Annotated in this window: 13 protein-coding genes; 6 read left to right on the forward strand and 7 right to left on the reverse strand. The window is 65.9% G+C overall.

Annotation, left to right across the window (positions count from 1 at the left end; all coding sequences use genetic code 11):
- Nucleotides 1-77: 77 nt before the first annotated feature.
- From ACQP1G_RS31600 to ACQP1G_RS31610, 3 genes are read left to right on the forward strand one after another with little or no spacing between them, the layout of a single operon-like run.
- Nucleotides 78-443, forward strand: a complete 366-nt coding sequence (locus ACQP1G_RS31600; protein WP_433193271.1) for an ArsR/SmtB family transcription factor — start codon at nucleotides 78-80, stop codon at nucleotides 441-443.
- Nucleotides 440-988, forward strand: coding sequence for a pyridoxamine 5'-phosphate oxidase family protein (locus ACQP1G_RS31605; protein WP_433193272.1), 549 nt, complete (start codon nucleotides 440-442; stop codon nucleotides 986-988). The genes ACQP1G_RS31600 and ACQP1G_RS31605 overlap by 4 nt, the downstream gene beginning before the upstream one ends.
- Complete coding sequence (locus ACQP1G_RS31610) at nucleotides 985-1,428, forward strand: SRPBCC family protein (RefSeq protein WP_433193273.1); 444 nt, start codon at nucleotides 985-987, stop codon at nucleotides 1,426-1,428. The genes ACQP1G_RS31605 and ACQP1G_RS31610 overlap by 4 nt, the downstream gene beginning before the upstream one ends.
- Nucleotides 1,429-1,452: 24 nt before the next feature.
- Here the strand turns inward: ACQP1G_RS31610 and coaE are convergent, their stop codons facing one another.
- Nucleotides 1,453-2,664: a dephospho-CoA kinase gene (gene coaE / locus ACQP1G_RS31615; protein WP_433193274.1), complete on the reverse strand. Its 1,212-nt coding sequence runs from the start codon at nucleotides 2,662-2,664 to the stop codon at nucleotides 1,453-1,455.
- Between the two features lie 296 nt (nucleotides 2,665-2,960).
- Here coaE and ACQP1G_RS31620 point away from each other — a divergent pair, with 296 nt between their 5' ends.
- Together ACQP1G_RS31620 and ACQP1G_RS31625 are read left to right on the forward strand one after the other, a co-directional pair.
- Complete coding sequence (locus ACQP1G_RS31620) at nucleotides 2,961-3,173, forward strand: hypothetical protein (protein WP_433209542.1); 213 nt, start codon at nucleotides 2,961-2,963, stop codon at nucleotides 3,171-3,173.
- A 179-nt stretch (nucleotides 3,174-3,352) separates the two neighbouring features.
- Nucleotides 3,353-5,605 (forward strand): MMPL family transporter, encoded by a 2,253-nt coding sequence (locus tag ACQP1G_RS31625; RefSeq protein ID WP_433193276.1) that lies wholly within the window; start codon nucleotides 3,353-3,355, stop codon nucleotides 5,603-5,605.
- Here the strand turns inward: ACQP1G_RS31625 and ACQP1G_RS31630 are convergent.
- The 4 genes from ACQP1G_RS31630 to rpsA all read right to left on the reverse strand — a co-directional run bounded on the left by ACQP1G_RS31630 (nucleotide 5,592) and on the right by rpsA (nucleotide 11,126).
- Nucleotides 5,592-6,224, reverse strand: coding sequence for a TetR/AcrR family transcriptional regulator (locus ACQP1G_RS31630; RefSeq protein WP_433193277.1), 633 nt, complete (start codon nucleotides 6,222-6,224; stop codon nucleotides 5,592-5,594). The two genes, ACQP1G_RS31625 and ACQP1G_RS31630, sit on opposite strands and share 14 nt — an antisense overlap.
- Before the next feature lie 107 nt (nucleotides 6,225-6,331).
- The gene (locus tag ACQP1G_RS31635; RefSeq protein WP_433193278.1) at nucleotides 6,332-7,876 is read right to left on the reverse strand and encodes a phospholipase C; all 1,545 of its coding nucleotides are present in this window, start codon (nucleotides 7,874-7,876) and stop codon (nucleotides 6,332-6,334) included.
- A 262-nt stretch (nucleotides 7,877-8,138) separates the two neighbouring features.
- On the reverse strand, nucleotides 8,139-9,575 hold the full coding sequence (locus ACQP1G_RS31640) for an SPFH domain-containing protein (RefSeq protein ID WP_433193279.1): 1,437 nt from the start codon (nucleotides 9,573-9,575) through the stop codon (nucleotides 8,139-8,141).
- A gap of 81 nt (nucleotides 9,576-9,656) precedes the next feature.
- Nucleotides 9,657-11,126 carry a 30S ribosomal protein S1 gene (rpsA, locus tag ACQP1G_RS31645; protein ID WP_433193281.1) on the reverse strand — a complete coding sequence of 490 codons (1,470 nt, stop codon included), beginning with the start codon at nucleotides 11,124-11,126 and terminating at the stop codon, nucleotides 9,657-9,659.
- A gap of 289 nt (nucleotides 11,127-11,415) precedes the next feature.
- Between rpsA and ACQP1G_RS31650 the strand changes: the two genes are divergently transcribed.
- A complete protein-coding gene (locus ACQP1G_RS31650; RefSeq protein WP_433193282.1) occupies nucleotides 11,416-12,270 on the forward strand; it encodes a class I SAM-dependent methyltransferase in 855 nt (284 codons plus the stop codon).
- 3 nt (nucleotides 12,271-12,273) lie between these two features.
- On the opposite strand, the gene ACQP1G_RS31655 is transcribed toward ACQP1G_RS31650, so the two are convergent.
- On the reverse strand, nucleotides 12,274-12,861 hold the full coding sequence (locus tag ACQP1G_RS31655; RefSeq protein ID WP_433193283.1) for a hypothetical protein: 588 nt from the start codon (nucleotides 12,859-12,861) through the stop codon (nucleotides 12,274-12,276).
- Nucleotides 12,862-12,907: 46 nt separating this feature from the next.
- Nucleotides 12,908-13,495: a TetR family transcriptional regulator gene (locus ACQP1G_RS31660; RefSeq protein WP_433193284.1), complete on the reverse strand. Its 588-nt coding sequence runs from the start codon at nucleotides 13,493-13,495 to the stop codon at nucleotides 12,908-12,910.
- Nucleotides 13,496-13,524: the final 29 nt, after the last annotated feature.

A 13,524-nucleotide genomic window follows, 5' to 3' on the forward strand; every position in this document is an offset into this window, starting at 1 on the left:
TGCCCCCTTGACAGATCGGCGCTGGTCGGCACACCATTTAACTAATCAGTTAATTAGCCGATTGGTTAAATACAACCATGACGGACGACCGGACCATGACGGACAACTCCGAGGCGGACGACCTCAGCCGCACCTTCGCCGCACTCGCGGACCCGACCAGGCGGGCCATCCTCGCCCGGCTCGCCGAGGGCGAAGCGAGCGTCACCGAACTCGCGGAACCGTTCGCCATGAGCCTGCCCGCGATCTCGAAACATCTGAAAGTGCTCGAACGTGCCGGGCTCATCACCCGCGGCCAGCACGCGCAATGGCGCCCGTGCCGACTGGAGGCTGCGCCGCTCGGCGAGGCCACCGATTGGCTGGTCCGGTACCGCAAATTCTGGGACGGCCGATTCGATCGGCTCGACGAACACCTGCGACGAGTACAGCAAAAGGACACCCCATGACCTCGAAGCCAGCCGATCTCGCAACGCTGCCCCAGGGCGATATGCGACTGCTCGACACCGAATTGGCCCAGCGTCTGCTTGCGGCGAATATTCCGGCGCGGCTTGCTTTTACGGCGGCCGACGGCACGCCACGAGTGCTGCCGATCAATTTCTGGTGGAACGGCACCGAGGTGGTCATGGCCGGTTTCGCACCATCCAAGAAAGCGAGAATGCTGCGGGCCAGAGCCGATGTCGCCATCACCATCGATACCAATTCCGCACCGCCGGAGACGCTCCTGATCAGAGGACGCGCCGAGGTATCCGAAATGGACGGGCTCGCACCGGAATACGCGGCGGCGATGCGCAAGGGCGGCGCGGATGCGGTCGACGACTACCTCGGCTTCCTGACCGAACTTGCGCCGCGGATGGAGCGAATCGTGGTGCGGCCCAACTGGGTCGGCCTGATGGACTTCCGTACCAGATTCCCCGAGGGCGCCCCCGATTGGATGACCGGCGCCGACAGCCGCGCACCCCACCCCGAACACGAGGAGACGACACAGTCATGAGTGACCGCGAATTCACCATTGTCCGAGCCTTCGACGCACCACGCGAGCTGGTCTTCCAGGCCTGGCTCGATCCCGATCAGCTGGTCGAATGGGCTGGGCCGGAAGGCTTTTCGACACCGCGCGACAGCATCGTGGTAGAGCCGATCGTCGGCGGCCGCTACGAATCGGTCATGGTCGCCGACGCCGATGGCACCAACTTCCTGAGCGCGGGCGTCTTCCGGGAGATCACCGCACCCGAGCGTCTGGTTTTCACCTGGGGCGACCCGACCGGCAACGGCAGCGCCGAGCGCGAATCGGTGATCACGGTGACCTTCGCCGAAACCGATGACGCCAAGACCACCATGACCTTCCACCTCCTCGCCCCCGGACCGCTGAGTCCCGAGGATGATGCGAAGCGGGGTTGGGGGCAGAGCCTGGACCGACTGGCCGCGCTGTTCTGAACGCCCGAAAAGCCTTCGCGCAGATCAGTGTTCGACGCTGTCGCGCCAGGCCAGGGCCCGGTCGTAGGCGGCGTCGAACCATGGCTCCTTGACATCGAGGTAGGCCAGCGTCGCCGCCTCCCTCGTCAATCCGGCGGCCTTGGCCGCACCCGCGCGTTTGATCTCCAGGTACTCCGCGCGCACGGCCTCGTCTGCGCGCAGCCAGTCCCGGAACACCAGCGCGAACTCCTGACCCGGCGAACCCGCGACCCGAATATGCACATTGGCCAGCCGCCCCGGATCGGCATTCTGGTGAAATCGCTTGGCCCACAATGCCGTATCGGCGCCCTCCGGGTCCGTCACCGTCGGCTTCGGATTGTCGCCGGTGACATCCGGCCGAACCGGAAACCCCGCCGCGCCCAACGCATCCCGCAGCCCGTCGGCGGCCGTCAGATCCGCGACGGTGATCTGCAGATCGATCACATCCTTGGCGGGCAATCCGGGCACCGAGGTCGAACCGATGTGATCGATCCGCGAGGCCGCCGAACCGCAGGCCACCCACAGCCGGGCGATGAGCCGCTGCGCCTGCGCCGCCCACTCCGGATTCGCGGGGACCAGGCGCACCTCCTTGCGCCGCGCCGGTGTCGCGGTGCGCAGGTCGGCCTCGAAGGGCACCAGCCGTTCTTTCCACAATTGCCGCACCACCGGATCGATTTCTCCCGGCGCGCCGCTATTGTCCAACAGCACATCCGCGACGGCGCGCCGTTGTTCATCGGTGGCCTGCGCCGAAATACGCGCCCGCGCATCCGATTCGGAAACGCCACGGAATTCCACCAATCGCCGTATCCGAATTTCCGCGGGCACGTCGACAATCAATACGAGATTCATCAGCGGCGCAAGACCGTTCTCGACCAATAGCGGAATATCTTGGACGAGAATCGCATCCGATGGTGCGGCGGCAATTAATTCCGCGGTTCGTTTACCGACCAACGGATGGACAATGGAATTCAACGTCGCGCGCGCGTCATCGCTCCCGAACGCCTTCGCCGCCAGGGCGGGCCGGTCCAGACTGCCGTCGACGGCGAGGATATCGGGCCCGAACGCCTCGACCAACGCCGCAAGGCCCTCGGTACCCGGTTCGACGACCTCCCTGGCGATCACGTCGGAGTCGACGATCACCGCGCCGAGATCGGCGAGAATCCGCGCCACCGTAGACTTGCCCGCTCCCATGCCTCCGGTGAGGCCGATCCGCAACATTCGACCAGTCTCGCATCCGCGATCTCGCGCCGAACGAACCCCCTGGCACGCACGCCGCACCCAATCGGCCTTAATACCCACTCGCACCGCGCATTCCACCATCTGAAACGCCATTTGCCCGATCCGTGACTTCGCCGAGACCATCTCGCAACATTTACAGTCGAATCGGGCTCGCGAGCGACAACTTTCCGACACGCCGAGGCAATTACTCGAGCAAAATACTCTGCCGAGCACTTTCGTTCGGCTAATCTTCGCCGTGGCGATCCAGGCCAGCACCGGCAAGCAAAGGAACATCATTGGGCACCAAAATCAACCAGACGGGTCGCCACCGCCTGGGTAGGGCGGGGGGCATGCACTGCATCAAGCACCCCGCCGTCGCGGCCGCGCTCGCCGAGCACCGCCGTTCGTGGTTCACCGCGCTGATCAGCCCCGCTCGGCACAGCTTCGCCGCCATGCGAAAACGCTCTGCCGCGGCGACGGCGTACTGGGCACCGGCGACCGCCAGCTGAGCCCGGCCTCCTATCCGGCCACAGACTTCCCGTGACCCAGCCCAATCGGGCTGGGTCGCTTTTTGCTGCCAGCGCTGGCCCCGCCTTTCTGACAGTCACTTGCACTTTCGACGCACCCCTCCTTACGATTGCTGAAAATATCTGAGAGTGACTCTCAGATTGCTTTCCCTGGAGGGGCAATGACTCAGCTGACCGCAACCAGGCCGGACCCAGCGGAGTCCGATAGTCCAGCCACATTGGGCCTAGTGGGCCGTTGGGGTGTCCTGATGGCCCGCCACCGCCGCATCGTGCTCGGTGCGTGGCTGCTGTTCGCCATCGCCTGCGGATCGGCCTATCCGGCCCTGCACGACCGCCTCAGCACCCCCGACTACTCGGTCCCCGGATCCGAATCGGTTGCCGTCGATCACCTTGTGGCCGAACACTTCGCGCGCTTCGGCACCGAACAGGACCTCATCGTCTTCCATTCGGCGCAGCGCACGGTCGACACATCGGAGTTCCGCGAGGTCATCGATCGGGCACTCGGCAGCACGCGCGCCATCGCGGGTGTGGCGGGGGCGATCGGCCCGTTCGAAGGCAATGCGGCGGCGCAGATCTCGGCCGACCGACACACCGCCTTCGGCATCGTCGGCGTGAACGGCCGCGCACCGGAACGCGTCGAGATCGCAAGACGGCTACAAACCGAACTCGCGGCCGCCTCGGATTCCGGCGTCGAGGTCATGATCACCGGATTCGCCCCGGCACAGGCCGATCTCATCGAGATCGAGACCGCCGATATGCAACGCGCCGAAGCCATCGGCCTGCCGGTGGCGACCGCGGTGCTGGTGCTCGCCCTCGGCGCGGTGGTCGCGGCCACCCTGCCCATCACGGTCACCGCGGCGGGCATCGCGGTCGCCGTCGGCGCACTTTTCGGTCTGACCACCTTCCTCACCTTCGACTCGCTGGTGCTCTCGGTGGCAACGATGATCGCCACCGGCACCGCGATCGACTACGCGATGTTCATCGTGAGCCGATTCAACGAGGAACTGACCCGGTGCGGCGTGCGCGACCGACGATCCACCGAGGCCATCGCGGCGGCCGTCGGCACCGCCATCGATACGACCGGCCGCACCATTCTGGCGTCGGGCTTCATCGTGATGATCTCGCTGTGCGCGCTGGCGGTGGTCGGACTGCCGATGCTCAACGGCGTCGCGACCGGCGTGGTGGTCGCGGTCATCGCCACCCTTATTGCCGCCTTCACCCTGCTGCCCGCACTGCTGGCGACGCTGGGTCCAGCGGTGAATCGCGGCGCATTGCCGGTCCGGCTGCGGCCCGCCGAGGTCCGAGCCGCGGCGGCATCGAGCGCGTGGGCACGGTGGGCGCATACCGTGATGGGACGGCCAGTGCTCTTCGGCGCGATCGGTGTCGGTCTGCTGCTTGCCGCGGCGGCCCCGATCACCGGCATCCGCTACGGCGTCGATATGGGTCTCACCTCGCTGGCCGATCGACCGACCGGGCAGGCGACCGAACTCGTCCAGCAGAACTTCGGGCCCGGTCTGCTCGCGCCGATCGAGGTGGTCCTCACCGGTCGCGACGGCGGGCCGCTGAGTGACGAAACCCGTTCCGACACCAACCGATTCGTCTCCGAACTGGCCAAAGATCCGCGCATTGCCACGGTGCTGCCGCAGCAGGCGGACGGTCGAGTACTCGCCGTAGTGGTCCCCAAGTCGGCATTCGATTCAACCGCTGCCACCGATGTGGTCTCCGATATCCGTTCTCGTGCAACGACTCTCGACAGTGTCGAAGTCCGGGTCGGCGGTACTTCCGCGTCGTTCGCCGATGTGTCGCATCGGATCACCGCCCGCTTCCCGTGGGTGATCGCGCTCGTGCTGACGGTGTCGCTGGCATTTCTGATCGTCGCATTCCGCAGTATCGTGTTGGCGCTCAAGGCGATTCTGCTCAATCTGCTCGCCACCGGCGCCGCGCTCGGCCTCACCGTCGCGGTATTCCAGCACGGGGTCGGCGAATCCGCGCTCGGATTCCACAGCACCGGATTCCTGCAGGTGTATCTGCCGATGCTGGTATTCGCGGTGCTGTTCGGATTGTCCATGGATTACGAGGTGTTCCTGATCCGGCGGATGAAGGAACGCTGGGACGAAACCGGCGACAATACCGCCGCGGTTGCCGATGGGCTGCAGCGCACCGCGCGGCCGATTACCGCGGCGGCCGCCATCATGGTCGCGGTCTTCGCGAGCTTCCTGACCGCGAATGTGCTGGAGCTGAAGCAGATCGGGTTCGCGCTGGCCGTGGCCATTGCGATCGACGCGGTGCTGGTCCGGCTGGTGTTGGTGCCCGCGTTCATGCAGCTGTTCGGTCGGTGGAACTGGTGGCTGCCGCGGATCGGCAGGCGTCCGGTCTCCCGTGCGATGCATGCGAGCGCGACTAGCGGAACATGACCTCGATCGAATCGACGATCGAGCCGATCGCCCTGGTATAGACATCCTCGAGACGTTCGGTGAAACCCGTTGCGGCCCAATGGTCCAGGGCCGCAACGCAACCCCACACCCCGGCCGCCGCCGCGATCCCGATGGCCAGATCGTCGGGGCCACGGCCGGTCCGCTCGGCGAACAGCAGTCGGAATTGGTCGGCCATATCCCGCATCTGGCGGGTTTGACCGTCTCTGATCTCCGGAATCGACGCCATGTACTGCAAGCGCCTGCGGATCCGAAGCTCGGATTCCGGAGTCAGCAACGACTCGATCAGCACGGGCACGATCAGCCGCGCGATGCGCACCAACTCGGCAGGCTCGACGATATCGCCACCGCCCGCGGTCCGCATCACATCCAGCACCCGCGGATCGGCCTCGTCGTACAGGATGAGCATTTCCTTGGTGCCGAAGTACCGGTAGACCGAACTGGGCGACACACCGGCCGCCGCCGCAACCCGCTCAACCGTCACATTGCGGTACCCGTGCTCGTCGAACAGATCCAGCGCCACCTGCTGGATGCGGCTCATCGCCTCGATTTTCCTGCGTTCCCAGGCGGTCGAGGGAAACTCCACGGCGGACTCGGACATCAGGGCAAGAATACCCGCGGCGGGGCCGCCACCGCCTGATCCGACGCAGCCGGACTTCGTCCGTCATCAGTCCCTTGCGCTCGGACGAACGCAGGCGAGACCACCGCCTAATCCCGGACGATGCCGCTCGGCTTGCGGCGCGTACCCGAATGCTGGGTCGGCATCTGGTTGGGCGGCACGGGATACGGGACGCCCGCGGTCGCGGTGCCCAGCGCGAGATTCGGCCCGCATTGGGCCAGCGCGGCATCCATCTTCGGCTTCGGATCGCTCAACACCGGCTTGGTCGGATTCGGCGTCGAGCCGAAGTCGAAGGTCGAGGTCATATCGCCGGTAACGCTGCGCCGCCACTGCGTCAGATTCGGCACTTCGACGCCGAACCGGGTTTCCAGCAGCCGCAGCTGCGAGGTGTGGTCGAAGGTCTCCGAGGCGACGAGCCCACCCCGACTGTACGGCGAAATCACCAGGCCCGGAACGCGATACCCCAAACCGATCGGGCCAGCGATACCGTTCGAGGCCTTCACCCGGTCCAATGGCACGGTGACGAACTCGCCCGGTGTGCCCACCGGCGCGGTCGGCGGGGTGACGTGGTCGAAGAAGCCGCCGTTCTCGTCGTAGCTGATGATCAGCGCGGTCTTCTCCCACACCTTTGGGTTGGAGGTGAGGATGTCGAGCAGCTGCACGATGCCGTACGCGCCGAAGGCCGCGGGCAGGGCGGGATGTTCGCAGTTGATCAGCGACGGAATCACCCAGGAGACGGCGGGCAGGGTGTCGTTGGCAACGTCGGCCTGAAAGTCGTTGGGATACACCGGGGCGAGACCGCGCCGGGCCAGTTCGGAATTCGGATCCGCCGATTGGGTGAAGCAGCCGAGCATGCCGTCCAGGATCACCGTGGACAGCGGGCCGACATCACGGTTGTTGTAGATCTTCCAGCTGACACCCGCCTCGGACAGGTTCTCCGGGTAGGTCCGCCAGCTGTACACGTGCTGCGGGATCAGGGCGGGCGTTTCCAGCAGCGGTCCGCCCGCGCCACCGTCCGGGTCGATGGTGGCGCTGATCCAGTACAGGCGGTTCGGGTCGGTGGGGCCGAGGACCGAACAGTGGTAGTTATCACAGATGGTGAACGCATCCGCGAGTTCATGGTGGATCGGAATGTCCTCGCGTAGGTAGTAGCCCATGGCGGCAGGGGCGTTGGCCGGGCCGACGCTGGCGATGGACATCGGCATCCACTGGTCATTGGCGCCGCCGTTCCACGCTCGGTGCATACCGCCCCAGGTGTGGTCCGGATCGTTGATGCACTCGCCGTCCAGGGTCGCGCCCCGCGTGGTGTCGAGGCGGAACGGATTGACGAAGCCGTCCGCGCTCGGCCCGACGCCGGGCGTCCACCCGTACTGCTGCCAGGCCTTCGACGCCTCGCCGAAGCCACGGACACCGGACATGGTGCCGAAATAGTGGTCGAAGGAACGGTTTTCCTGCATGAGCAGGACGAAGTGCTCGATATCGCCGAGGCCGCCGGTGCCCGCCGGATCGGCGGCGTAGGCGCGATCAATGATCGGGTTGGCCCAGGACGCCAAGGCGCCCACCGCTCCCGCCGCGGCGGCCTTCGCCAGGAACTGCCTACGGTTGAGACCACTGAACGGACTCGCTGCGCACATCCGTGCTGTTTCCTTCTCTCGTGGCCGGGTCCGACGAGGTCGGTCGAGCCGGGTGCCGCTTGTTCGCCTGCACCCTACCCCGAAGTCGATCACGCTTCGCAGTGAAGTTGGTCAATTGTCCGACTGGTCGCTATGACGCGACTTCCGTACGCCGACGCCGGAGCCTTGGCGAGCCGACGTCGCACGAATTGATTCCGATCGGCGTGGCGCCATACCACCGACGGTCACCCTCGCAAGCATCGAGACGATATGCGGCGCAGCCCTACTCGTCGAGCTGAGCCCTGCCCGAATCGGGGACGGGCCGTGCCGCCGACCAGGTTTCGAGCACCCGCGTCAACTGACCGATGAGCGCGGAGAGCCCGGACAGATCCCCACCCAATTGATACGTCTTCAGTTCAGCTGGCGTCGGCAGCTGTGCGACGATCTGCGGAAGCGAATCGACCAGTTGCGCTTGGGTGGCCGAGGCGGAGCGCTGATTGGTGTTCTCGATCCGAATCCGGTCACGCTCCAGATCCAGCAGCGCGTCATCGTGCGCCGCCCGCGAACGCCTTGCCGCGACGGCGATTTCGCCGTCGAGCTCGAGCTGTCGCAATTCCAGCTTCCTGCGCAGATTCTCGGCCTGCTCGGCATGCTGCTCGCGCTCCAGTCGCAGCGCGTGCAGCGCGGTCGCCTGAGCGAGATCGGCGACCGCGCGCTCGTCATCGTGCTCACGAGTGGTGCGCCGCAACCGTTCCGCGGCTTCCCGGTCGAATCGCACCGCCTCGTTGCGTGCCCGCAGTTCGGCCAATTCCCGCTCGTCCTCGATCCGCCGCTCCTCGGCGACACGGTTGGCCTCGGTCTCGCGGGCCGAAAGCACCTCTTGCGCAGCGAGTTCCGCGAGCCGGGCGATCTGATTCTGCTCACTGCGGTATGGCTTCTGCAGGTTCTCCCACAGCGTCGACGAGCTGACCACCGCCTCCTTGATCTGCACCGTGACAATGCGCAATCCGAGCCCACGATCGCTGTCCGCCTCGGCATTTCGATCGGCGCTGCCTTCGGCGACCGCGCGCAGCCGTGCGGTCAACTCCTCGATGATGGGCTGCTTATCGCTGAGCACATCCCGCACGCCCATCGTGGAGACCTTGTCCTTGATCGCCGCCTCGGCCTGTTCGCGCAGCTGAATGTTGACCAGCCGCATGGGATCTTCGGCATCGGAGAAGTCCAGCTTGCGGTAGGCCGTCGCGAAATCCTCGATGATCCACTGCACATAGCCCTGGACCAACACGCCCTGCAGTTCGCTGCAGATGCAGTAGGCGTTGATGAGGATCGTCTGCATCGCGCCCGGCACAACGAGATACGAATCGGTCGCGGAGTTGAAGCGGAACGACACCCCGAGTCCGATGTGCAGCGGTTCGGCGCGACCGCGCCGGGTATGTACGACGAAGGCGTTGGGCGGCACCAAAACTGTTTGCCAGCGCCAGAATCCGGTGACCCGGACCTCGACCGGGCCGGGGCCGCTGCCCTGTAGTGTCGGCCCGACCCGGTCGGCCCGTTTCGCCATCGCACCGCGTCGCACCGGACCGCCCGGCGCGGGCGGCGCCCCGGCGGCGGCCAGCGGTGCCGGTGCGGCAGCAGGCTTGCGCGCGCGCAGATCCCCCTCCAGCGCAGCCTGTTGCGCCACCACTTGGTCGAGATAGTCATTGCCCGGATTGCTCCCCATAGTCGGGCACACTACCGGCTGCGGCAGCACGAAGGCCCCGGTCCGAATGGACCGGGGCCTTCGTTGATGCTCTACCCGAAATCAGGCGTTGCCGGAGAGCTTCTCCCGCAGTGCCGCGAGCTGGGCGTCGCTGGCCAGCGAACCGCCAGCGGGCTCGGCCTGGCTGGACGAGGAGGCCTGCGAACCGCTCTCGGAGGAGTAGTTCGACGAGCCGCCACCGTTCGCGGCCTCGGCCGCGGCGTCGGCCGCCATCTTCTCCATCTGCGCGGTGTGCATCTTGTGGCGACGCTCCGCCTCGGCGTAGCGGCCTTCCCACTCTTCGCGCTGCTTGTCGAAGCCCTCGAGCCACTCGTTGGTGTCGGGATCGAAGCCCTCGGGGAAGATGTAGTTGCCCTGGTCGTCGTAGCTGTCGGCCATGCCGTACTTCGACGGGTCGAACTCGGCGTGGTAGTCCTCGTTCGCCTGCTTCAGCGACAGCGAGATCCGGCGACGCTCCAGGTCGATGTCGATGACCTTGACCATCGCGTCGTCGCCGACCGCGACAACCTGGTCCGGGACCTCCACGTGGCGCTCGGCCAGCTCGGAGATGTGCACCAGGCCCTCGATGCCCTCTTCGACGCGCACGAACGCACCGAACGGAACCAGCTTGGTGACCTTGCCCGGCACGATCTGGCCGATCGCGTGGGTGCGGGCGAACTGACGCCACGGGTCTTCCTGAGTCGCCTTGAGCGACAGCGAAACCCGCTCGCGGTCCAGGTCGACGTCGAGCACCTCGACGGTGACCTCGTTGCCGACCTCGACAACCTCGGACGGGTGGTCGATGTGCTTCCAAGACAGCTCGGAGACGTGCACCAGACCGTCGACGCCGCCCAGGTCCACGAAGGCACCGAAGTTGACGATCGAGGAGACCACACCCTTGCGGACCTGGCCCTTCTGCAGCTGGTGCAGGAACTCGCTGCGGACCTCGGACTGGGTCTGCTCGAGCCAGGCGCGGCGGGACAGGACCACGTTGTTGCGGTTCTTGTCCAGCTCGATGATCTTGGCCTCGATCTCCTTGCCGACGTACGGCTGGAGGTCGCGAACGCGACGCATCTCGACGAGCGAGGCGGGCAGGAAGCCGCGCAGGCCGATGTCGAGGATCAGGCCGCCCTTGACGACCTCGATGACGGTGCCCTTGACGGCCTCGTCCTTCTCCTTGAGCTCCTCGATGGTGCCCCACGCACGCTCGTACTGCGCCCGCTTCTTCGACAGGATCAGGCGGCCTTCCTTGTCCTCCTTGGTGAGAACAAGAGCCTCGACCTCATCACCCACGGAAACGACCTCATTGGGGTCGACATCGTGCTTGATGGAAAGTTCGCGAGAGGGGATGACGCCTTCGGTCTTGTAACCGATGTCGAGCAGGACCTCGTCGCGATCGACCTTGACGATGGTTCCTTCGACGATATCGCCGTCGTTGAAGTACTTGATCGTGGCGTCGATGGCGGCGAGGAAGTCCTCGGCGGAGCCGATGTCGTTGACGGCTACCTGCGGCGAGGTGACGGTGGTGGGCATATGTCGGTTTGCTCCGGACGGATTGTGGTCGGTTGCGGACATTGGAACTTTCGGTACGCTGCGAACTCACCGCGATGACGCGACGTGACGGACATAATGAACGTACCGCACGCAAACGCTTGTGAAACTCAGCACGGGCGCTCTGCTACGTCAGTACAGTTGCCCTCGCAGACTGTTACTGCAATGACACCGGTACGACAGTACCCAAGACACTCGCGCGTTCAGCGTACGCGACCTTGGTCCGGCCGGGCAAACCGGTCACCACGCCACGCCGCATTAGGCTAACGGCGTGTCGGAAGATCGCCATGCGCAAGCAAACGCACTGCTCGGGACCACCGGAACCGCGCGGACCCGGATCGGCTCGGACGCCAGCCAGCAGGCCAGCCGCCGCTGGTGGGACGCCGATGCCACCGAGTATCACGAAACGCACGCCGATTTTCTCGGCGTCGACTCCCCCGACGGCGAATTCATCTGGTGCCCGGAGGGCCTGCACGAGGGCGATATGCACTTCCTCGGTGAGGTCGCGGGCAAACGGATCCTGGAGATCGGATGCGGGTCGGCGCCGTGTTCGCGCTGGCTGGCCGGGCAGGGGGCGCAGACGGTCGGGCTGGACGTATCGATGGGGATGCTCGAGCGTGGGCTGGCGGCGATGGCGCGCGGCGGGCCGCAGGTGCCGTTGGTACAGGCAGGCGCGGAGGCACTGCCCTTTGCCGACGCATCCTTCGATATCGCCTGTTCGGCCTTCGGCGCGGTGCCGTTCGTCGCGGATTCCGAATTGGTGATGCGTGAGGTCGCGCGAGTGCTGCGGCCCGGTGGCCGGTGGGTGTTCTCGGTGAACCATCCGATGCGGTGGATCTTCCCCGACGATCCCGGCCCAGCGGGACTGACCGCCTCGATTCCCTATTTCGACCGCACTCCATATGTCGAGGTCGACGACGATGGTTCGCCGACCTACGTCGAACACCACCGCACGATCGGTGACCGGGTGCGCGAGATCGTTGCCGCCGGATTGGTGCTCGATGACATCGTGGAACCGGACTGGCCGGAATGGCTCGAGCGCGAGTGGGGGCAGTGGAGTCCGTTGCGTGGCGAGTTGTTCCCGGGGACCGCTATCTTCGTCACCCACAAACCGACGCGCGACTGAGGCTTACCCCGCGAACGTGGGCAGGGCCGCGAAGTTCGGATCGATGCGGGCGGCGGCGCAGGTCTGCGCCACCCAGCGGCGGGCGCGGGAGAGGGGATGCTCCGGGAACCGATCGTCCCAGCCGTGGTCATCGGCCACGTTATAGGGCAACGCGCCTTGGAGGCCGGGTGCGTACGGATGCGGCGGGTACATATTCTCGAAGCCGATCTCCAGCGCGAGTACCGCCTCGCGGATTCCGGTGGTGCCGGTCTCCGGGCACAGGATCTGCAGTACCGCACTGCAATTCACCTTCGGCACGGTGAGCGATGCGGCGAAGATCAGACCGGTCGGCTGATCGGGCAGCCGCATCTTCTGCAGCCGCAGCAGGGCGGGCTGCGAGTCGACTCCGACGATATAAGCCTCGATGAGACAGCCGCTTTCCGCGTGGATTTCGGCGAGCCTGCGCCGCAACGCAGCCAGATCGGTCAGCGGTGCGGGCAGGTCGGGCGCCAGATCGAAGTAGGTCAGTTGGACGATGTCCCCGGTGGCGCGATCGCGCCAGGCGTTGGTGTCGAGCTGCTGTAATCCGCTGGTGTCGAACGATATTGGCACCCGATTACGCTACCCGGCGCATCGGAGGGTTACTCCCGACGCCGGATCAGATATCGGCCGATCGGAATTCGGCGAGCAGTGCGGCACGAGCATCGCCGATATGCGATCCCAGGTCGCCGCCGGTGTGCAGCCAGATTTCGTAGCCCGCGAAGAAACAGGCCATGCCGACCTTGGCCCAGAGCAGCGGCCGCACATCCGCGCCGACCTCGACGCCCATCCGATGCGCAAGGTGTTCGGCGACAAGGGATTCCACCGCGCTTCGCTTGGCGAGTTCGCGCGCCTGCAGTGCCGGGGTTGCCGCGATCAGCGCATCACGTGCCCGCGCGTCGGCGCGGCGGTCGACGAAGCGGTCGACCAGCGGACCGATGACCGCGGCCATGGTTTGCTCCGGGGATTCATCGGCCGGGCGGTCGGCCAACAGCCGAGCCAGCTCCGCGCGATGCTCATCGTCCTCGGCGAACAGCAGTTCGTCTTTGCTCGGGTAGTAGCGGTGCAGGGTACGCGTCCCCACATCGGCCTCGGCGGCGATATCGGCCACGGTCACGGCGTCATAGCCGTGTTCGACGAATAGCCGCAGTGCCGCATCGGCGATCGCCCGTCTGGTCCGCTCCTTCTTCCTATCCCGCAATGACATCCGAGTATTGTCGCACAGCGTGTCATGTG

The organism is Nocardia sp. CA-107356, assembly GCF_050946365.1.
GTDB lineage: Bacteria > Actinomycetota > Actinomycetes > Mycobacteriales > Mycobacteriaceae > Nocardia.